The sequence below is a fragment of the Streptomyces sp. NPDC020490 genome, from assembly GCF_044335305.1.
Taxonomy (GTDB): domain Bacteria; phylum Actinomycetota; class Actinomycetes; order Streptomycetales; family Streptomycetaceae; genus Streptomyces.
In genome coordinates this window covers 49,500-67,804 of record NZ_JBIRUY010000035.1, presented here as the reverse complement: position 1 = coordinate 67,804, position 18,305 = coordinate 49,500, and the positions used below count along the sequence as shown (strand labels likewise).

The 18,305-nt window shown below is 73.7% G+C and carries 18 protein-coding genes; 12 read left to right on the top strand and 6 right to left on the bottom strand.

All coding sequences use genetic code 11. The annotated features are described in order from the left end of the window. The first annotated feature begins 136 nt into the window (after nucleotides 1-136). Together polA and ACH4ZX_RS30675 are read left to right on the top strand one after the other, a co-directional pair. Entirely contained in the window at nucleotides 137-2,863 is a 2,727-nt protein-coding gene (polA, locus tag ACH4ZX_RS30680) for a DNA polymerase I (protein ID WP_398279785.1), read from the top strand. Between the two features lie 262 nt (nucleotides 2,864-3,125). Then, complete coding sequence (locus ACH4ZX_RS30675; protein ID WP_398279782.1) at nucleotides 3,126-3,476, top strand: hypothetical protein; 351 nt, start codon at nucleotides 3,126-3,128, stop codon at nucleotides 3,474-3,476. On the opposite strand, the gene ACH4ZX_RS30670 is transcribed toward ACH4ZX_RS30675, so the two are convergent. Further along, complete coding sequence (locus ACH4ZX_RS30670; protein WP_398279779.1) at nucleotides 3,412-4,305, bottom strand: DUF4184 family protein; 894 nt, start codon at nucleotides 4,303-4,305, stop codon at nucleotides 3,412-3,414. The two genes, ACH4ZX_RS30675 and ACH4ZX_RS30670, sit on opposite strands and share 65 nt — an antisense overlap. Before the next feature lie 336 nt (nucleotides 4,306-4,641). On the opposite strand from ACH4ZX_RS30670, the gene ACH4ZX_RS30665 reads away from it, so the two are divergent. The 3 genes from ACH4ZX_RS30665 (at nucleotide 4,642) to ACH4ZX_RS30655 (ending at nucleotide 7,679) form a co-directional block, all read left to right on the top strand. Next, nucleotides 4,642-6,393, top strand: a complete 1,752-nt coding sequence (locus tag ACH4ZX_RS30665; protein ID WP_398279775.1) for a lytic transglycosylase domain-containing protein — start codon at nucleotides 4,642-4,644, stop codon at nucleotides 6,391-6,393. A 140-nt stretch (nucleotides 6,394-6,533) separates the two neighbouring features. Further along, the gene (locus tag ACH4ZX_RS30660; RefSeq protein ID WP_107472664.1) at nucleotides 6,534-6,668 is read left to right on the top strand and encodes an SPW_0924 family protein; all 135 of its coding nucleotides are present in this window, start codon (nucleotides 6,534-6,536) and stop codon (nucleotides 6,666-6,668) included. Nucleotides 6,669-6,689: 21 nt separating this feature from the next. Next, the gene (locus ACH4ZX_RS30655; RefSeq protein ID WP_398279772.1) at nucleotides 6,690-7,679 is read left to right on the top strand and encodes a DUF3068 domain-containing protein; all 990 of its coding nucleotides are present in this window, start codon (nucleotides 6,690-6,692) and stop codon (nucleotides 7,677-7,679) included. Here ACH4ZX_RS30655 and hrpB read toward each other — a convergent pair. Both hrpB and ACH4ZX_RS30645 read right to left on the bottom strand, forming a co-directional pair. Beyond that, on the bottom strand, nucleotides 7,669-10,212 hold the full coding sequence (hrpB, locus tag ACH4ZX_RS30650) for an ATP-dependent helicase HrpB (protein WP_398279769.1): 2,544 nt from the start codon (nucleotides 10,210-10,212) through the stop codon (nucleotides 7,669-7,671). The genes ACH4ZX_RS30655 and hrpB overlap by 11 nt on opposite strands. 13 nt (nucleotides 10,213-10,225) lie before the next feature. Beyond that, a complete protein-coding gene (locus ACH4ZX_RS30645; RefSeq protein ID WP_398279766.1) occupies nucleotides 10,226-11,035 on the bottom strand; it encodes a class I SAM-dependent methyltransferase in 810 nt (269 codons plus the stop codon). A 394-nt stretch (nucleotides 11,036-11,429) separates the two neighbouring features. On the opposite strand from ACH4ZX_RS30645, the gene rpsA reads away from it, so the two are divergent. The 4 genes from rpsA to ACH4ZX_RS30625 all read left to right on the top strand — a co-directional run bounded on the left by rpsA (nucleotide 11,430) and on the right by ACH4ZX_RS30625 (nucleotide 15,151). Beyond that, complete coding sequence (rpsA, locus tag ACH4ZX_RS30640; RefSeq protein WP_360744681.1) at nucleotides 11,430-12,923, top strand: 30S ribosomal protein S1; 1,494 nt, start codon at nucleotides 11,430-11,432, stop codon at nucleotides 12,921-12,923. 191 nt (nucleotides 12,924-13,114) lie between these two features. Next, nucleotides 13,115-14,053, top strand: coding sequence for a PAC2 family protein (locus ACH4ZX_RS30635; protein ID WP_398279763.1), 939 nt, complete (start codon nucleotides 13,115-13,117; stop codon nucleotides 14,051-14,053). A gap of 47 nt (nucleotides 14,054-14,100) precedes the next feature. Further along, on the top strand, nucleotides 14,101-14,718 hold the full coding sequence (gene coaE / locus ACH4ZX_RS30630; RefSeq protein ID WP_398279760.1) for a dephospho-CoA kinase: 618 nt from the start codon (nucleotides 14,101-14,103) through the stop codon (nucleotides 14,716-14,718). Nucleotides 14,719-14,767: 49 nt separating this feature from the next. Continuing rightward, nucleotides 14,768-15,151, top strand: coding sequence for a tetratricopeptide repeat protein (locus ACH4ZX_RS30625; protein WP_360744672.1), 384 nt, complete (start codon nucleotides 14,768-14,770; stop codon nucleotides 15,149-15,151). Between the two features lie 22 nt (nucleotides 15,152-15,173). Here ACH4ZX_RS30625 and ACH4ZX_RS30620 read toward each other — a convergent pair whose 3' ends face one another. Next, nucleotides 15,174-15,440, bottom strand: coding sequence for a DUF6343 family protein (locus ACH4ZX_RS30620; protein ID WP_398279755.1), 267 nt, complete (start codon nucleotides 15,438-15,440; stop codon nucleotides 15,174-15,176). 215 nt (nucleotides 15,441-15,655) lie between these two features. Between ACH4ZX_RS30620 and ACH4ZX_RS30615 the strand changes: the two genes are divergently transcribed. Continuing rightward, entirely contained in the window at nucleotides 15,656-16,147 is a 492-nt protein-coding gene (locus tag ACH4ZX_RS30615) for a DoxX family protein (protein WP_398279752.1), read from the top strand. Between the two features lie 108 nt (nucleotides 16,148-16,255). On the opposite strand, the gene ACH4ZX_RS30610 is transcribed toward ACH4ZX_RS30615, so the two are convergent. Beyond that, the gene (locus ACH4ZX_RS30610; RefSeq protein WP_398279749.1) at nucleotides 16,256-16,957 is read right to left on the bottom strand and encodes an RNA-binding S4 domain-containing protein; all 702 of its coding nucleotides are present in this window, start codon (nucleotides 16,955-16,957) and stop codon (nucleotides 16,256-16,258) included. Nucleotides 16,958-16,967: 10 nt separating this feature from the next. Continuing rightward, nucleotides 16,968-17,156 carry a hypothetical protein gene (locus ACH4ZX_RS30605; RefSeq protein ID WP_398279746.1) on the bottom strand — a complete coding sequence of 63 codons (189 nt, stop codon included), beginning with the start codon at nucleotides 17,154-17,156 and terminating at the stop codon, nucleotides 16,968-16,970. Between ACH4ZX_RS30605 and ACH4ZX_RS30600 the strand changes: the two genes are divergently transcribed. Further along, on the top strand, nucleotides 17,140-17,574 hold the full coding sequence (locus ACH4ZX_RS30600) for a hypothetical protein (protein ID WP_398279743.1): 435 nt from the start codon (nucleotides 17,140-17,142) through the stop codon (nucleotides 17,572-17,574). The genes ACH4ZX_RS30605 and ACH4ZX_RS30600 overlap by 17 nt on opposite strands. Further along, nucleotides 17,552-18,247 (top strand): uracil-DNA glycosylase, encoded by a 696-nt coding sequence (locus ACH4ZX_RS30595; protein WP_398279740.1) that lies wholly within the window; start codon nucleotides 17,552-17,554, stop codon nucleotides 18,245-18,247. The genes ACH4ZX_RS30600 and ACH4ZX_RS30595 overlap by 23 nt, the downstream gene beginning before the upstream one ends. Nucleotides 18,248-18,305: the final 58 nt, after the last annotated feature.

Here is an 18,305-nt window from a genome sequence, read left to right as displayed (position 1 = left end):
TCCTTCGCGGTGTGGGATACGCCGTCGATGGTCCCACGCTGCGCCGGCCGGGGGCGGTGACGGGCGGCGGGAGCAATGGTTGCGCCGGATCACGGGTGGCGGCCGACTGTCAGTGCGGCGTGGCAGGATCGGGGGCGTGGCAGAGACAGCTTCGAAGAAGACCGAGAAGATCCCCGGCGGCAAGCGGCCCCGCCTGATGCTCATGGACGGGCACTCGCTGGCCTACCGCGCGTTCTTCGCGCTGCCCGCGGAGAACTTCACGACCGCGACGGGCCAGCCGACGAACGCGATCTACGGCTTCGCGTCGATGCTGGCCAACACCCTGCGTGACGAGGAGCCCACGCACTTCGCGGTGGCCTTCGACGTCTCCCGCAAGACCTGGCGCTCCGAGGAGTTCACGGAGTACAAGGCGAACCGCTCCAAGACGCCGGACGAGTTCAAGGGCCAGGTCGAGCTGATCGGCGAGCTGCTGGACGCGATGCAGGTCTCCCGCTTCGCCGTCGAGGGGTACGAGGCGGACGACGTCATCGCCACCCTCGCCACGCGGGCCGAGGCCGAGGGCTTCGAGGTGCTGATCGTCACCGGCGACCGCGACTCCTTCCAGCTGGTCTCCGACCACACGACGGTGCTGTACCCGACGAAGGGCGTCTCGGAGCTGACCCGGTTCACCCCGGAGAAGGTCGTGGAGAAGTACGGGCTGACGCCCGCGCAGTACCCGGACTTCGCGGCGCTGCGCGGCGACCCGTCGGACAACCTGCCGGGCATTCCCGGGGTCGGCGAGAAGACGGCCGCGAAGTGGATCAACCAGTTCGGGTCGTTCGCGCAGCTGGTGGAGCGCGTCGACGAGGTCAAGGGCAAGGCCGGGCAGAACCTGCGCGACCACCTGGAGGCGGTCAAGCTGAACCGCCGGCTGACCGAGCTGGAGCGGGGGGTGGAGCTGCCGAAGGCGGTCGCCGAGCTGGAGCGGGCCGCCTACGACCGCAAGGCCGTCGCGATGGTCCTGGACACCCTGGAGATCCGCAACCCGTCGTTGCGGGAGCGGCTGTTCGCGGTGGACCCGGGCGCCGAGGAGGCGGAGACCACCCCGGTCGCGGCGGACGGCGTGGAGCTGGACGGCACGGTCCTCGGCACCGGCGAGCTCGCCGGCTGGCTCACCGGGCACGGCACGGACGCCCTCGGTGTCGCCACCGTGGACACCTGGGCGCTGGGCACCGGCTCGGTCGCCGAGGTCGCGCTCGCCGCGGCCCAGGGAGCGGCCGCCTGGTTCGACCCGGCCGAGCTGGACGAGGCCGACGAGCGGGCCTTCGCGGCGTGGCTGGCGGACGCGGACCGGCCCAAGGTCCTGCACAACGCCAAGGGCGCGATGCGGGTCTTCGCCGAGCACGGCTGGAGCGTCGACGGCGTCACCATGGACACCGCGCTCGCCGCCTACCTCGTCAAGCCGGGCCGCCGCTCCTTCGACCTGGACGCGCTGTCCCTGGAGTACCTGGGACGCGAGCTGGCCCCGGCCGCCGCGGCCGACGGCCAGCTGGCCTTCGGCGCGGACGACGACGCCGAGCGCGAGGCGCTGATGGTCCAGGCCCGCGCGGTCCTCGACCTGGGCACGGCGTTCGAGGACAGGCTGCGGGAGGTCGGCGCCGCGGACCTGCTGCGCGACATGGAGCTGCCCACCTCCGCCCTGCTCGCCCGCATGGAGCGGCACGGCATCGCGGCCGACCGGGCCCACCTGGAGGCCATGGAGCAGATGTTCGCGGGCGCCGTGCAGCAGGCGGTGAAGGAGGCCCACGCGGCCGCCGGGCACGAGTTCAACCTGGGCTCGCCCAAGCAGTTGCAGGAGGTCCTCTTCGGCGAGCTGGGCCTGCCGAAGACGAAGAAGACCAAGACCGGCTACACCACGGACGCCGACGCCCTCGCCTGGCTCGCCGGCCAGACGGACAACGAGCTGCCGGTGATCATGCTCCGGCACCGCGAGCAGGCGAAGCTGCGCGTCACCGTCGAGGGCCTGATCAAGACGATCGCGACGGACGGCCGTATCCACACCACGTTCAACCAGACGGTCGCGGCGACCGGGCGCCTGTCCTCCACGGACCCGAACCTGCAGAACATCCCCGTCCGCACGGACGAGGGCCGGGCCATCCGCCGCGGCTTCGTCGTCGGCGAGGGCTTCGAGTCCCTGATGACCGCCGACTACAGCCAGATCGAACTGCGCGTGATGGCCCACCTCTCCGAGGACGCGGGCCTGACCGAGGCGTTCACCTCGGGCGAGGACCTGCACACCACCGCGGCCGCGCGGGTCTTCGCGGTCGAACCCGCCGCGGTCGACGCGGAGATGCGCCGCAAGATCAAGGCGATGTCCTACGGCCTGGCGTACGGACTGTCGGCCTTCGGTCTCTCCCAGCAGCTGAACATCGAGGCGGCGGAGGCCCGCGCCTTGATGGACGCCTATTTCGAGCGGTTCGGCGGCGTACGGGACTATCTGCACCGGGTCGTCGACGAGGCCAGGGCGACGGGATACACGGCGACGCTCTTCGGCCGCCGCCGCTACCTGCCCGACCTCAACAGCGACAACCGCCAGCGCCGCGAGGCCGCCGAGCGGATGGCCCTCAACGCGCCGATCCAGGGCACGGCGGCCGACATCGTCAAGATCGCCATGCTGAACGTGGACCGGGCCCTGCGCGAGGCCGGTCTGAGGTCCCGCATGCTCCTTCAGGTCCATGACGAAGTCGTCCTGGAGATCGCCCCCGGCGAGCGCACGGCCACGGAGGAGATCGTCCGCCGCGAGATGGCGAACGCCGTCCACCTCAGGGTCCCCCTGGGGGTCTCGGTGGGCGTGGGCCCGGACTGGGAGTCGGCGGCGCACTAGGCGCCTGGGCGCTCCGCCGGAAGGGCCGCGCAGGCGCTCCGCGCTGGAAGGGTCGCGCCATGCCCGCCGGTCGCCTGCCGCGCCGTCGTGGCCGGTCGCGCGGTTCCCCGCGCCCCTTCGCGGTGCTGCCGGACCGCCGCTGACTTCCCCCGGCCTGCTCGGGCCGGGGGCCTGCCGAGCCCCGTGGCCCCGGTGGGGTGGGCGTCACTCACCTGGACCCCGTCGGCACGCCCCCGTTCCCGCGTCCCGCCAGGATGCGGGCATGGGTATACGCATGCTCAACCGTCGGCCCGGGCCGGCGCGGGCGGGCGTCGGAGCGGTGCCCGCCCCGTCCGTCGCGGCGGTGCCGGTCTACGCGGCCGGCGCCAGCACCGCCCGTGTCCCGGCCGGCCCGGCCCTCGTCCTGCGGCGCGGGAGGACCTGCCTGGCGCGGGCCCTGCGCAGACTCCCCCGCCCCGAGGAACCGCCCGCCTGGCGCCTGTGGGCCGGGCTGGGCCGCAACTGCCTCACCGGGCTCCTGACCCGCCATTCCCGCGGCGCCCGTACCGTCACCGTGTTCGTCGTACCGGCGGGCGGTCTCCCCGGGCGGCCGGGCGACCACCCTGCGCGGTGACCCGCTCCGGCTCCGCGCCGGCCCGGGCCGGAGCCGGGCGCCACATCCGTACGCCCACCGCGTACAGCAGCAGGCCCGGCACCAGCCCGGCGCCCGCGCCGAAGCACACCGGCGGGATCAGCTCCCATGGCTTGGCGGTCGCTCCCCAGTACTCCCACCACCGAGACGCCCGCTGCACCGCACCCGCCGCGGCGCACCCGCCGGTGACGGCCCCCGCCCACCACCGGTCCGGGACCGACAGCACCGCCACCCCGGCCGGCCGGGCCGACGCGGGCGCCCGCCGCAGCGCACGCACCAGGAACACGACGACCACCACGGCGGCGGCCGCCGAACTGCCGTACTGCAGGTACCAGTAGCCGGGCGCGCCGGCCAGTTCCCGGCCGAGCACCGGCAGCAGCCGTACGCCCCACCGGTCGTGGTGCGTGAACGCGTCCCACACCACGTGCGTCAGCGCGCCGAGCGCGGCGGAGACGTACCACCGGGCCACCTGGCGCGGGCTCACGCGCGCGGGTGGCATCCCGCACCGCAGCAGTGCCGCCGGCCGCGGCTGCCGGGCCCGCGGAAGCAGCGCCACCAGCGGTTCGCGCACCAGCAGCCACAGCGCGACCAGCGCCCAGGAGACGAGCACGTCGACCGAGAAGACGCCGGGGAGGGAATGCGTGACCTCCCCGAACTCCATCGCCCCGGACACCGCGCTCGCCGCGTAGTAGGTCATGTCGGGTGCGAAGGAACCCGCCACGAGCAGGGCCGGAACGAGCCGTCCCCGGCCGGTTCCGTCGGTGCGCACGGCGGGCAGCACGGCCGCCGCGTGGCTGAGGGTGAACGGCAACGGAGCTCCTCGCGACAGTGCACGGCCCGGGCGGTCGGCCGGGTGACCGGTCGCGTCAAGTATGGGCGAATGGCCGCCGGACAACGGAACATGGCCAACTGGTGAAAGGCGGGTGCGAACGGGTGCCGGTGCAAAACAAGTTGTCGTAGGGTCGCCTGGGCCCCCGGGCCGGGCGCGCGTCGAACCGGAACCCCGGACGGCGCACGGAGGGCAACCTCCACGGCGGCTCGATCGTCACAGCAGACGAACACAGCATCACAGGGCAGCATCACAGGGCAGTCAGACGCACGGCAGACAGAGACGGGCGCTCGGGCGTCCACGGGAGGGGTTCACTCTATGGCGGCGCAATTCGGCAGGAGGCTGTACAAGGGAGCGGCGACCACCGCCGTGGCCGCGCTCGCGGTCGCGGCCCTGTCCGCGTCCCAGGCGCCAGGGGTCACGGTCGACGGCCAGGGCAGAACGACCGCGGCCGACGCCCAGCCCTCGCCGGAAGCGACGACCTCCGGCGACGGCGGTGCGACCGGCAACTCGCCGTACTACACGGACCTTCCGCCGCTGAACAGCCCGAGCCCCGCGCCCACCGCCGGAACGCCCGTGGCGCAGGGCAGCGCCGAGGCCGGCATTCCCGCGACCGTCCTCGACGCCTACAAGAAGGCCGAGGCGTCGCTGCGGGAGGCCAAGCCCGGCTGCAACCTGCCCTGGCAACTCCTCGCCGCCATCGGCAAGGTCGAGTCGGGCCAGGCCCGCGGCGGCCGCGTCGACGCGAACGGCACCACGCTGAGCCCGATCCTCGGCCCGCAGCTCGACGGCAACGGCTTCGCGCTCATCCAGGACACCGACAACGGCCGGTACGACGGCAACAGCTCCTACGACCAGGCCGTCGGTCCCATGCAGTTCATCCCCTCCACCTGGGCGTGGGCGGGCCGCGACGGCAACGGTGACGGGGTGAAGGACCCCAACAACGTCTACGACGCCGCCCTGGCCGCCGGCCACTACCTGTGCCGCAACGGCTGGGACCTGTCGCGCCAGTCCGACCTGCACAGCGCGATCCTCAGCTACAACCACTCGCAGGACTACCTGAACACGGTCCTGTCGTGGCTGGAGTACTACCGCAAGGGCACCCACGAGATCCCGGACGGCACCGGCACCGTTCCCTCCGGCCGCAGCGACGACCACGCCGGCCCCTCGCCGACGCCGCCCGCGACGCCGCCGAGCACCGGCTCCCCGAGCCCCACGCCGCCGAAGTCGGACGAGCCGGGCACGCCGTCCTCCCCGTCGCCCACTCCCACCGACACGGTGGACCACCTGGCGGACGCGGGCACCGCCAAGCTCACCGCGATGGCCGGCGACACCTTCGCCAAGAAGATCAGCACCAAGGCCGAGACCAAGGCCGGCAAGGCCGTCGGCAAGGTCCGTGTCCGCTTCACGATCACGGGCGACACCGACGCCACCTTCACCGGCGGCGAGCGTGTCGCCACGGCGTCCACCGACAGCACGGGCGTGGCCGTCGCCCCGGCGCTGCGGGCGGGCGAGAAGACGGGCGGCTTCACCGTCCGCGCGACCGTCGTCGGCCGCTCGGTGCCCGGCCTCGACTACACCGCCACCGTCACCGAGCGCGCCGCGGACACCCTCGCCCGCACCAGCGACACCGCGCTGACCTGCACGCCGGGCGGCGAGTTCGCCGACCAGGTCGAGGTGAAGGCCACCTACAAGGGCGCCGTCGCGGGCAAGGTCGCGGCCACCGCCACCCTGATCAAGTCGGCGGACGACGCGACCGAGAACGACAAGGGCCCCTACTTCAAGGACGCCGCGGGCAAGACCGTACGCACCCTGACGGGCCTGCGGACGGACGCGAACGGCCTGCTGAAGCTGCCGAAGCTGTACGCGGACGACACCACCGGCACCTTCCTGCTGCGCGTCACCACCGCGGGCGGCGCGACCCTGACCGTCGAACTGACGGTCGCGGCGGCCGAGACGTCGCCCTCGCCCAGCACGTCTCCCTCGCCCAGCGCGTCTCCCTCGTCCAGCGCGTCTCCCTCGTCCAGCGCGTCGGCCGACCCGACCGCGTCGGCGAGCCCCAGCGCCTAGTCCTTCGCACGACGGCGGCGTCCCCCTGCACGAGGGGGGCGCCGCCGTCGTTGTGCGTGCGACGTGTTCTCATCTCGCCCGGGCGTTGCTACGGTGCCGGATCTGACGACCTGTCAGTCCGTGTCCGCCGGGAGGCCCGCATGCGCGCCCTGATCGCCGCCGCGACCGGTCTCGCCGTCGCGCTCGCCCTGGTCCTCACACTCACCGCCCTGGGCACACCGACGGGAAAGACCTCCCCGAAGCCGCTGCTGACGACGGTGCCCGCACACCCGTAACCGCCCGCGAGGGAGGCCGAGATGCGCCGCAAGGCCAGTCTGATCCTGCTCGCCTTCGCCGTGTTCCTCGCGGCGCTGTCCCCGCTGCTGCGCTGGTACGCCTTCCCGCGCCTGGCCGAGGTTCCGGCGAACACGTACCAGGACATGGTCCTGGAGGCGAAGAACGCCACCCTCCTCGACTACGGCACCATGAAGGCCCGCAAGGTCTCCAAGGTGACCATCGTGCAGACCCTCAAGGGCGATGTGGAGGCCGCCGAGAGGATCGAGCGGACGGCGGGCCGGGACGTCGTCGTCTGGGACGGCCTGTCCTACGTGCAGGGACCCGACGGCAAGATGGTCTCCAAGGTCCCTGAGCGCTACATCTTCGACGCCCACACCCAGGAACCCGTGCACGCCACCGGCGAGTCGGTCGACGGCGCCCCGGTGAGACGGCAGGGCATCGAGTTCAAGTGGCCGTTCCTGACCCAGAAGCGGGACTACCGGTACTTCGACGCGCAGGCCCGCGTCACCGCGCCCATCCACTACAAGGGCACGCGGGACTTCCGCGGCGTGCGGGTGTACTACTTCGAGCAGACCGTCCCCTGGACCGAGGTCCCCTTCCCCAGGACCATGCCCGTCGCCGGCATCACCCCCGAGTCGGTCGCGAAGACCGGCACCACCCGCTGGTACACCACCGTGCGCAGATTCTGGGTCGAGCCCGTCACCGGCGCCCCCGTCTACGGCGAGGAGATCCACCGGGAGGAACTGCGCGGCGGCACCCTGCTCGGCGGCCGCGAGAAGGTCACCGCGTTCGCCGGCCACGTGAAGATGCGCGAGGACTACATCGAGCACACCGTCGCCCTGGTCAAGTCCAACCGCACCCTCGTCCTGCTCATGACGTCCTACCTGCCGTGGGGCTTCCTGGCCCTCGGCACGCTGCTGCTGGCGCTCTCCCTGTCGCTGGAGGCGCGCGGCCGCCGCCCGGCCGGCCCGGAACCGGCCGACCCGGCGCCACAGCCGGTCACCGTCTGAGCCGCGCGCCGGCGTGCCGGGTCGGTTCGGCGGTGGCCGGGTCCTCGGGCCAGGGGTGCTTGGGGTAGCGGCCGCGCAGCTCGGCCCGCACGGCCCGGTAACCGTCCCTCCAGAAGGAGGCGAGGTCGGCGGTGACGGCCGCCGGCCGGCCGGCGGGGGAGAGCAGATGCACCAGCAGCGGCACGCCGGCGACGGCGGGCGACTCGTGCAGCCCGAACATCTCCTGCAGCTTCACGGCGAGCACGGGCCGTTCCGGATCCCCGTAGTCGATCCGGATCCTGGACCCGCTCGGCACGGTGATCCGCTCCGGGGCCAGCTCGTCGAGGCGTGCGGCCTGCCCGGACGCCCAGGGCAGCAGCCGGGCGAGCGCCCGGCCCGCGTCGATCCGGGCGAGGTCGGCCCGCCGCCGGGCCCGGCCCAGCTCCGGCTCCAGCCACTCGTCCACGCGCGCGTGCAGCGCGTCGTCGCCGACGTCGGGCCACGGCTCACCGAGGTGCAGCCGCAGGAAGGCCAGCCGCTGCCGCAGGACGGCCGCGTCGGGCGTCCACCGCAGCAGCCCGAACCCCTCCCGCCGCAGCCCGTCGAGCAGGGCCTCGCGCACCGGGGCGGGGTCGGGGTCCCGCAGCGGCCGTACGGCGAGTTCGACGGCGCCCAGCCGCTCCACCCGCCGCGCGACGACGTCCCCGGCCGCCCAGTGGACCTCGTCGCGTTCCCGGAGCAGTGCCGCGGCAGCGAGCCGGGCCGCCTCCTCGTCGACGACCGCCCCGAGCCGCACGCGCGCGTGCCTGCTGCCGACCGGCCGGTCGGCGACGGCGACCGCGATCCAGGGGGCGCCGCGCAGCCCGGTGCCCTCGCCGGTCTCGGCGCGGGTGCCGGAGACCATCAGGTAGGAGCCGCCGTCGGCCTTGGCGAGCCGCTCCGGGAAGGCGAGCGCGGCGACCCGGCCGACGAGCGCGTCGTCGCTCGCGGCGCCGGGGCCGCTGACGCCGGAGCCGCCGACGCCGGAGCCGGCGCCGCTGTCCGGCGGGCCGGTGAACTCCGCCGCCGCGGCCCGCAGCCGCCGCACCTCCGTCCGCCACCGGCCCGCGTAGGCGTCGCCGCCGCGCCGGGCGGCCCGCAGCGCCGCCGCCAGGTCGTCGCCGTACTCGCGCGGCGGCTCCTCCGACAGCAGCGCCACCACCTCGGCGCCCGCCCCGCCGGTGTCCAGCAGCGCCCGCCCCAGCCGGGGATGCACCCCCAGCCGGGCCAGCCGCACGCCCCGCCGGGTGGCCCGTCCGGCGGAGTCGACCGCGCCCACGGCCGTCAGCACGGCCCGCGCCGCCGCCATCGCCCCGCCCGGCGGCGGATCCAGCAGCGCCAGCCCGGACGCGTCCGGATCCCCCCAGCATGCCGCCTGCAGCGCGAACGCCGTCAGGTCGGCCACCTTGATCTCCGGCGACGGGAAACGCGGCAGACGCGCGTCCTCCGCCTCGGCCCAGCACCGGTACACCGCGCCCGGCGCCTCCCGCCCGGCACGCCCCGCCCGCTGCCGTCCGGCCGCCTGCGACGCCCGCACCGTGGTCAGCGCGCTCAGCCCGCGCGCGTGGTCCACCCGCGGCTCCCGCGCCAGACCCGAGTCGACGACCACCCGCACGCCGGGCACCGTCAGCGACGACTCCGCCACCGAGGTGGCCAGCACCACCCGCCGCCGCCGGCCGGGGCTCAGCACGGCGTCCTGCACCGCCGCCGGCGCCCGCCCGTGCACCTGCAGCACCTCGACGTCGCCGACGCCGCCGAGGTCCCCGAGCTGCCCCGCGACCCGCGCGATCTCACCGACGCCGGGCAGGAAGCACAGCACGTCCCCGTCCCGTTCGGCCAGCGCCCGCCGCACCACCGACGCCACATGCGTCAGCAGCGCCGGGTCGACGCGCATGCCGTGCGGGGGGCGTACGGGCCGGGCCGGCGGCGCCCACACCACCTCCACCGGATGCGCGACGCCCTCCGCCGCGACCACCGGCGCCCCGCCCAGCAGCGCCGCCCAGCCCTCGGCGTCGGTCGTCGCCGAGGCGGCCACCAGCCGCAGCTCCGGCCGCAGCGTCTCCCGCACGTCCCACAGGAACGCCGCCACGGTGTCCGCGTCCAGGTGCCGCTCGTGGCACTCGTCGAGCACCACCGCGTCCACGCCGGTCAGCTCCTGGTCGCGCTGGAGGCGTTGCAGCAGCACACCGGTCGTGACGACCTCCACGCGCGTGCGGCGGCCGACGACCCGCTCGCCGCGCACGGTGTACCCGACGCTCTCGCCGGCGGACTCGCCCAGCAGCCACGCCATCCGGCGGGCGGCGGCGCGGGCCGCGATCCGGCGCGGCTCGGCGACGACGACCCGCCGCGCCGCTCCCTCCCCGAGCAGGCCCGCCAGCGCCAGCGGCACCAGCGTGGTCTTGCCGGTGCCGGGAGGCGCGACGAGCACGGCGGTGCCGTGCCGGTCCAGCGCGCCGGTCAGGGCGGGCAGGGCGCCGCGCACCGGCAGGGCGCCCAGGGCGTCGTGTCGGATCACGTCCCTCAGTCCCTCAGTCCCGCACGCACACGAAGATCGCCGTGCCCGGGATCAGGTTCCCGCGCAACGGCGACCAGCCGCCCCACTCCGAGGTGTTCCAGGCCGGCCACTCCGGCTCGACCAGGTCGACCAGCCGGAAGCCGCCGGCCACCACGTCGCGCACCCGGTCGCCGATCGTGCGGTGGTGCTCGACGTAGACCGCGCGGCCCTCGTCGTCCTGCTCGACGTACGGGGTGCGGTCGAAGTAGGAGGCGGCCACCGTCAGCCCCTCCGGTCCGGGCTCGTCCGGGAAGGCCCAGCGGACGGGGTGGGTGACGGAGAAGACGAACCGGCCGCCCGGGCGCAGCACCCGCCGTACCTCCTTCAGCACCAGCACCGGGTCCGCCACGAACGGCAGCGCCCCGTACGCCGAGCACGCCAGGTCGAAGGAGCCGTCCGCGAAGGGCAGCGCGCCGGCGTCCGCGCACACCAGAGGGAACGATCCGCCGATCCGCAGCGCGTGCTGGAGCTGGCGGTGGGAGATGTCCAGGGCGACCGGGCGGGCGCCCCGGGCGGCCAGCCAGCGCGAGCACTGGGCCGCGCCGGCGCCGATCTCCAGCACGTCCCGGCCCTTCAGCTCCTCCGGCGGTCCGAGCAGTTCCGCCTCCACCTCGTCCAGGCCCTCGGGGCCCCACACGAAGCGGTCGTCGCCGAGGAACGTGCCGTGCTCGACCTGGTACTCGTCGGCGTTGCGGTCCCACCAGCCCCGGTTGGCCCGGGAGCTCTCCGTGACGCCGGCCGCGCGCCGGGTGGCCTCCGGCTCGGACTCGGGCTCGGGCGTCACGGGCTCGGGGGATACGGGCTCTTGGATGATCGGCTCCCTCGTCGTACTCTTCCGTCCAACCCCGTCCCGGTGGCGACACGGAAGGGACGCCGGGGGCCTGTGTGGCCTCAGGAGACAGGTTTTGTGCCGGGTATGCGGCGATCCGCCCCGGGTGTGCGCGTTCGCGCATTGACCCTGCCCGGCTGCCCCCGTATGCTACAAGTTGCGCTGCGGGCCTGCGCACCTCAGACGTAGCAGGCTGCGCTCGCATCTGTTGTATGTCCCCTCGGTTGTCGAGGCGCCACCAGTGGTTTCGTGTGGCGCTTCCTTGGCTGTCCGGCTTCTGCAGAGCGAAACGGGCTCCCGGCGTAAGCAGTACCTACGACTCAATGTCCGTACCGGAGCCCTTTCCCACATGACGAGCAGCACCGAGACCACCGCCACCACCCCGCAGGTAGCGGTCAACGACATCGGTAACGAGGAAGCCTTCCTCGCAGCGATCGACGAGACGATCAAGTACTTCAACGACGGCGACATCGTCGACGGCGTCATCGTGAAGGTCGACCGGGACGAGGTCCTGCTCGACATCGGTTACAAGACCGAAGGCGTTATCCCGAGCCGCGAGCTCTCGATCAAGCACGACGTCGACCCCAACGAGGTCGTCGCCGTCGGTGACGAGATCGAGGCCCTCGTTCTCCAGAAGGAGGACAAGGAAGGCCGCCTGATCCTCTCGAAGAAGCGCGCCCAGTACGAGCGTGCCTGGGGCACCATCGAGAAGATCAAGGAAGAGGACGGGATCGTCACCGGTACCGTCATCGAGGTCGTCAAGGGTGGTCTCATCCTCGACATCGGCCTCCGCGGCTTCCTCCCGGCCTCCCTGGTCGAGATGCGCCGCGTCCGCGACCTCCAGCCCTACGTGGGCAAGGAGCTCGAGGCCAAGATCATCGAGCTGGACAAGAACCGCAACAACGTGGTCCTGTCCCGCCGTGCCTGGCTGGAGCAGACCCAGTCCGAGGTCCGCCAGACGTTCCTCACGACCCTGCAGAAGGGTCAGGTCCGCTCCGGTGTGGTCTCCTCGATCGTCAACTTCGGTGCCTTCGTGGACCTGGGCGGCGTCGACGGTCTGGTGCACGTCTCCGAGCTGTCCTGGAAGCACATCGACCACCCCTCCGAGGTCGTCGAGGTCGGCCAGGAGGTCACCGTCGAGGTCCTCGACGTCGACATGGACCGCGAGCGCGTCTCCCTGTCGCTGAAGGCGACCCAGGAAGACCCGTGGCAGCAGTTCGCCCGCACCCACCAGATCGGCCAGGTCGTGCCCGGCAAGGTCACGAAGCTGGTTCCGTTCGGTGCGTTCGTCCGCGTGGACGAGGGCATCGAGGGTCTGGTCCACATCTCCGAGCTGGCCGAGCGCCACGTGGAGATCCCGGAGCAGGTCGTCCAGGTCAACGACGAGATCTTCGTCAAGGTCATCGACATCGACCTCGAGCGCCGTCGCATCAGCCTCTCGCTGAAGCAGGCCAACGAGTCCTTCGGTGCCGACCCGGCCTCGGTCGAGTTCGACCCGACCCTGTACGGCATGGCCGCGTCCTACGACGACCAGGGCAACTACATCTACCCCGAGGGCTTCGACCCGGAGACCAACGACTGGCTGCCGGGCTACGAGAAGCAGCGCGAGGAGTGGGAGCGCCAGTACGCCGAGGCGCAGCAGCGCTTCGAGCAGCACCAGGCGCAGGTCATCAAGTCCCGCGAGGCGGACGCCCAGGCCGCTGCCGAGGGTGGCGAGGCCGCCGCTCCGGCCGCGTCCGGCGGCGGTTCGTACTCCTCCGAGGGCGGCGACACCTCCGGTGCGCTGGCTTCGGACGAGGCGCTGGCGGCGCTCCGCGAGAAGCTGGCCGGCGGCCAGAGCTGACCGCTCGCTGAGCTGTAGGTCCTTCAGCCGAGGGCCCGTACCCTTCCCGGGTGCGGGCCCTCGGCGTTGCCCGGCCGTGCCCCGAAGTCGCGTGCCCGCGGCCGCCGGTGATGCCTGATCAGCGGCGCGGGCGGGAATGCCCGTGTTCCGAGGGTGGTTGTGCAGTACGAACACGAGGAGGAGCGGTCACTGTGCTTGATCCGCAGGGTTTGTACGCATGGGAGCCGAAGGGCCTGGCCGTCGTGGACATGGCGCTCGCCCAGGAGTCGGCCGGTCTTGTCATGCTCTACCACTTCGACGGATACATCGACGCGGGCGAGACCGGCGACCAGATCGTCGACCGGCTCCTCGACTCGCTGCCCCACCAGGTCGTCGCCCGTTTCGACCACGACCGGCTCGTGGACTACCGCGCCCGCCGTCCGCTGCTGACGTTCCGGCGCGACCGCTGGACCGACTACGACGTGCCCGCCCTCGAAGTGCGGCTCGTCCAGGACGCCACCGGGGCGCCCTTCCTGCTGCTGTCCGGGCCCGAGCCGGACGTGGAGTGGGAGCGCTTCGCCGCGGCCGTCCAGCAGATCGTCGAGCGGCTCGGCGTGCGCCTGTCGGTCAACTTCCACGGCATCCCGATGGGCGTCCCGCACACCCGCCCCGTCGGCGTCACGCCGCACGGCAATCGCACCGACCTCGTCCCCGGCCACCGCAGCCCCTTCGACGAGGCCCAGGTCCCCGGCAGCGCCGAGGCGCTGGTCGAGTACCGCCTGATGGAGGCCGGGCACGACGTCCTCGGCGTCGCCGCGCACGTGCCGCACTACATCGCCCGCTCCGCGTACCCGGACGCGGCACTGACCGTCCTGGAGGCGATCACCGCCGCCACCGGCCTGGTGCTGCCCGGGGTCGCGCACGCCCTGCGCACGGAGGCGCTCCGCACCCAGACGGAGATCGACCGGCAGATCCAGGAGGGCGACGAGGAACTCACCGCCCTGGTGTCGGGCCTGGAGAACCAGTACGACGCCGTCGCGGGCGCCGAGACCAGGGGCAACATGCTCGCCGAACCCGCCGACATCCCGTCGGCCGACGAGATCGGGCGCGAGTTCGAACGGTTCCTCGCGGAACGGGAGGGCGACAACTGACGGCCCCCCGGCACCCCGGCCGGCGCCGGGTTCTCTAAGCTCGGCTCATGCTGAAGGTGGGCCTGACCGGTGGTATCGGCGCCGGCAAGAGCGAAGTGTCACGGCTGCTCGTCGCACACGGAGCCGTCCTGATCGACGCGGACCGCATCGCGCGTGAGGTCGTCGCGCCGGGCACGCCCGGCCTCGCCGCGGTCGTGGACGCCTTCGGCGAGGAGGTGCTCGCCGCCGACGGCAGCCTCGACCGGCCCCGGCTCGGCTCGATCGTCTTCGCCGACCCGGACCGGCTGGCCGTCCTGAACTCGATCGTGCACCCCCTGGTCGGCGCCCGCTCCCGGGAACTGGAGGCGGCCGCCGCCGAGGACGCGGTCGTCGTCCACGACGTGCCCCTCCTCGCGGAGAACGGCCTCGCCCCGCTGTACGACCTCGTGATCGTCGTCGACGTGAGCCCCGAGACCCAGCTCGACCGGCTGGTCCGCCTGCGCGGCATGACCGAGGAGGACGCCCGCGCCCGCATGGCCGCCCAGGCGACGCGCGAGAAGCGCCGGGAGATCGCCGACATCGTCATCGACAACGACGTACCGCTCGATGACCTGCGGCGACGCGTGCGAGAGGTCTGGGAGGAGCTGCAGCGCAGGGCCCACGCGGCAGGGACAGAACAGGAATAGCGGGTCACGGCCGGGCGTTGAATCCCTCCAGCGAGGGAAGGATTTCGACGTGCCCGACACCAGCGGTTCGACCGGACGTACCCCGGAGACGCACGTCATCGACTTCCGCGCGGCCGAGCAGCTGCTCAACGCGCGGGACCCGCGGGGCGCGGTGAAACTGCTCGACTCCGTCATCGCCGCCCACCCGGAGAACACCGCTGCCCGGCTGCTGCGCGCGCGTGCCTTCTTCGCCGCCGCCCAGCTGCGGCCGGCCGAGCTGGAGTTCACCGTCGTCCTGGAGCGCGAGCCGGACAACGCGTTCGCCCACTTCGCGCTCGCCCGCACCTACGAGCGGCAGGGCAGGCCCGACCAGGCCAGGCGGCACTTCCGGCTGGCAGCCGCGCTGGACCCCAACCCGCAGTACCTGCGGCGCGCCCGCTTCGAGTCGTCCTGACCTGTCCGACGGTCCGGCCGGTCTACCGCCCCGGTTCGTCCGGTGGCAGGTACGGCGGCACGTCCCGCCCCGGCTGGTAGTGCGGGCCCTGGCGGATGTGCCTGAGGATCAGGGTCATGTCGGTCATGACCAGCAGGAACAGCACCCCGCACGCGACCGCCCACCACACCTGCCCCACGAGGGCGAAGGCGACGGTGCCGAAGACCGACCAGGCCAGCCCCCACAGGCTCAGCCAGAAGCGCATCCGCAGAGGACTGCGGGCGGTCGTGGGTTCACTGCCCGTACGCATCGGATCACCACTCCTTCCTGGCACGTACCGCTTCGGAGCGGAGGTCCGCCCGAAGCGTCCGGACGACGAGGCCGGGATCCTGCTCGATCCCGCGGTACCCCACGAGGACGTCGGTGAACTGACGGGATTCGGCACGTGGGGCACCGATGAGTTCCGGCCGGAGCGCCGGTCCAACCCTGTGACAGCATCACCGACCGCTTCCGCAGGAGATCCCCGTGTCCGAGACCACCTCTCCCGTCACCGCCGCTTCCGGCACGAACGTGTCCGGCACCACCGCCTCCGGCACCGCGCGTTCCGTCGTCGCCGGGGCCGCGTTCCCGCGCGGCCGCCGCGCCCGGATCGCCCTGCGCACGGTGCAGGTGCTGCTCGCCCTCTTCTACGCCGTCGCGAGCGCTCTGCCGAAGCTGATCGCCCATCCCACGGCCGTCGAGTCGTTCGACAGGATCGGCTGGGGCAGCGCGGGCATGTACACCATCGGCGCCCTGGAACTCGCCGGTGCCGTCGCCCTGCTGGTGCCGGTGCTCCAGTCGGTCGCGGCGGTCGCCCTGAGCGCGCTGATGGTGGGCGCGTTCATCGTCCAGATGACCGTCTTCGACGGGCAGAACGCGGCGACGCCCCTGATCCTCATGGTGCCGCTGGCGCTGATCGCCTGGGCCCGGCGGAGCTCCAACGCGGACCTGCTGCGGCTGGTGCGCGGACGTGGCTGAGCACCCTGCCTGGCCCATGGCGGCGTCCGGCGGGGCCGCGCGGGCCCGGGGGTTCGGACACCCCCGGGAGCGCCGCCCCCGGACGCCGCCGCTGTGCGTCACCGTGCGTCACCGTCCGCCCGGCCGTCCTGCGCCACCGCCCGGCCGCCCCGCGCCACCGCCCGGCCGTCCTGCGCCACCGCCCATAAGGCCGCGCAGGCGTTCCAGTTCGCGGCGGTCCCGCTTGGTGGGGCGGCCCGCGCCGCGGTCGCGGATGCCGGCGGGCGCGATCGCCTCGCGCGGCGGCGGGGGCGGCGAGTTGTCGACGTAGCACTGGACCGCCACGGGGGCGCCGACGCGCTTGCGGATCAGGCGCTTGACGACGACGACCCGCTCCCGGCCGTCGTGCCGCAGCCGCACCTCGTCGCCGACCCGCACGGAGTGCGAGGGCTTCACGTTCTGCCCGTTCACGCGCACGTGACCGCCCTTGCAGGCGGTGGCGCCCATCGAGCGGGTCTTGATCAGGCGCACGGCCCAGATCCAGCTGTCGATGCGCACGGTCTCGCCGGGCGCCGGCCCGGCCGCCTCGGCCGCGGCGATCGCGGCGGCGACCTTGGGATCGACGGCCTGCGCGCCGTCGCCGGCGGCGGCCTGCGCCTTGCCGGCGGCTTGCGCGTCGCCCGCGGGGTGCGCGTCGCCGGTGGCCTGCGCGTCGCTGCCCGCGGCCTGCGTGTCGCCCGTGGGCTGGGTGTCGCCCAAGGCCTGCGTGTCGCCGCCCGTGTCGGGGCCCGCGGTCTGCGGGCCCCTCTCCTCGTCACCTTCCAGAGCCATGTTCCCGACCTTAGTCCTCCGCGCCGGGAGTCCCCGAGGGATTTCCGGTCCTGCCGGGCCGCGGCCCGGCCAGGAACACGGCGCTGGTGAGGACGCCGAGGAGCACGACGGCGGCGTTCAGCGCGACCGCCGCCTTCAGGCCGCCGAGCACCGCCGTGGCGCCCGAGCCGGTCATCGCCGCCGTGGCCACGGCGCTCATGACCGGCGTGCCCGTGCGGATGCTCTTCCTCGACGAGCGCTACCGGGAGCTGTACCCGGAGCGCGACGAGGAGGCCCGCCTCGCCGTCGCCTCGCTGCGACTGGCGGCCGGCCGCCGGCCGGGCGACCGCGGCCTGGCCGAGCTGATCGGCGAACTGTCCATGAGATCGCCCGAGTTCGCGTCCCTGTGGGCCCGCCACCCGGTGCGCACCTGCACCTCGGGCGTCAGGCACCTGCGCCACCCGCTGGTCGGCGCGATGAGCCTCGCCTTCGAGGACCTGTGCGTCCCCGGCACCGCGGGGCAGCGGCTCATCGCCTACATCGCCGAGCCCGGTTCCCCGTCGGAGGCGGCACTGCGGCTGCTCGGCGGCGGCGTCACCGACGTACCGTTGGCGCATGGACAGCCTGGCCGAGCTTGACGCCCGTGTCGCCGGGTGCGCCGCGTGCCCCCGGCTCGTGGAGTGGCGCCAGGAGGTCGGCCGGACCCGGCGTGCGGCCTTCCGGGACTGGACGTACTGGGCCCGGCCCGTGCCCGGCTTCGGACCAGCCGACGCCTCCCTGCTGATCGTCGGCCTCGCGCCGGCCGCCCACGGCGGCAACCGCACCGGCCGCATGTTCACCGGCGACCGCTCCGGTGACGTGCTCTACCAGGCGCTGTACGACGTGGGGCTCGCCTCGCAGCCGGCCGCCGTGTCCGCCGACGACGGGCTGACGCTGCACGGCGTCCGCGTCACGGCGCCCGTGCACTGCGCCCCGCCCGGGAACAGGCCGACCCCGGCCGAGCGGGACACCTGCCGCCCCTGGCTCGTACGGGAACTACGGCTGCTGCGGCCGACATTGCGCGCGGTCGTCGTGCTCGGCGCCTTCGGCTGGCAGGCCGCGCTGCCCGCGCTCGCCGAGGCGGGCTGGGCGGTGCCCCGGCCGCGGCCGGCCTTCGCCCACGGTGCCCGCGTCCCGCTCGACGGCCTCGACCTCTTCGGCTGCTTCCACGTCAGCCGGCGCAACACCTTCACCGGCAGGCTCACGCCCGCGATGCTGCGGGAGGTGCTGCGCACGGCGGCGCGGACGGCGGGGCTGCCGGTGACCGGCTGAGCCGACGGCTGCCAGGACAACGGGCCTGCGTGTCGCGGGACTTGCCGTGCCAGGCGGG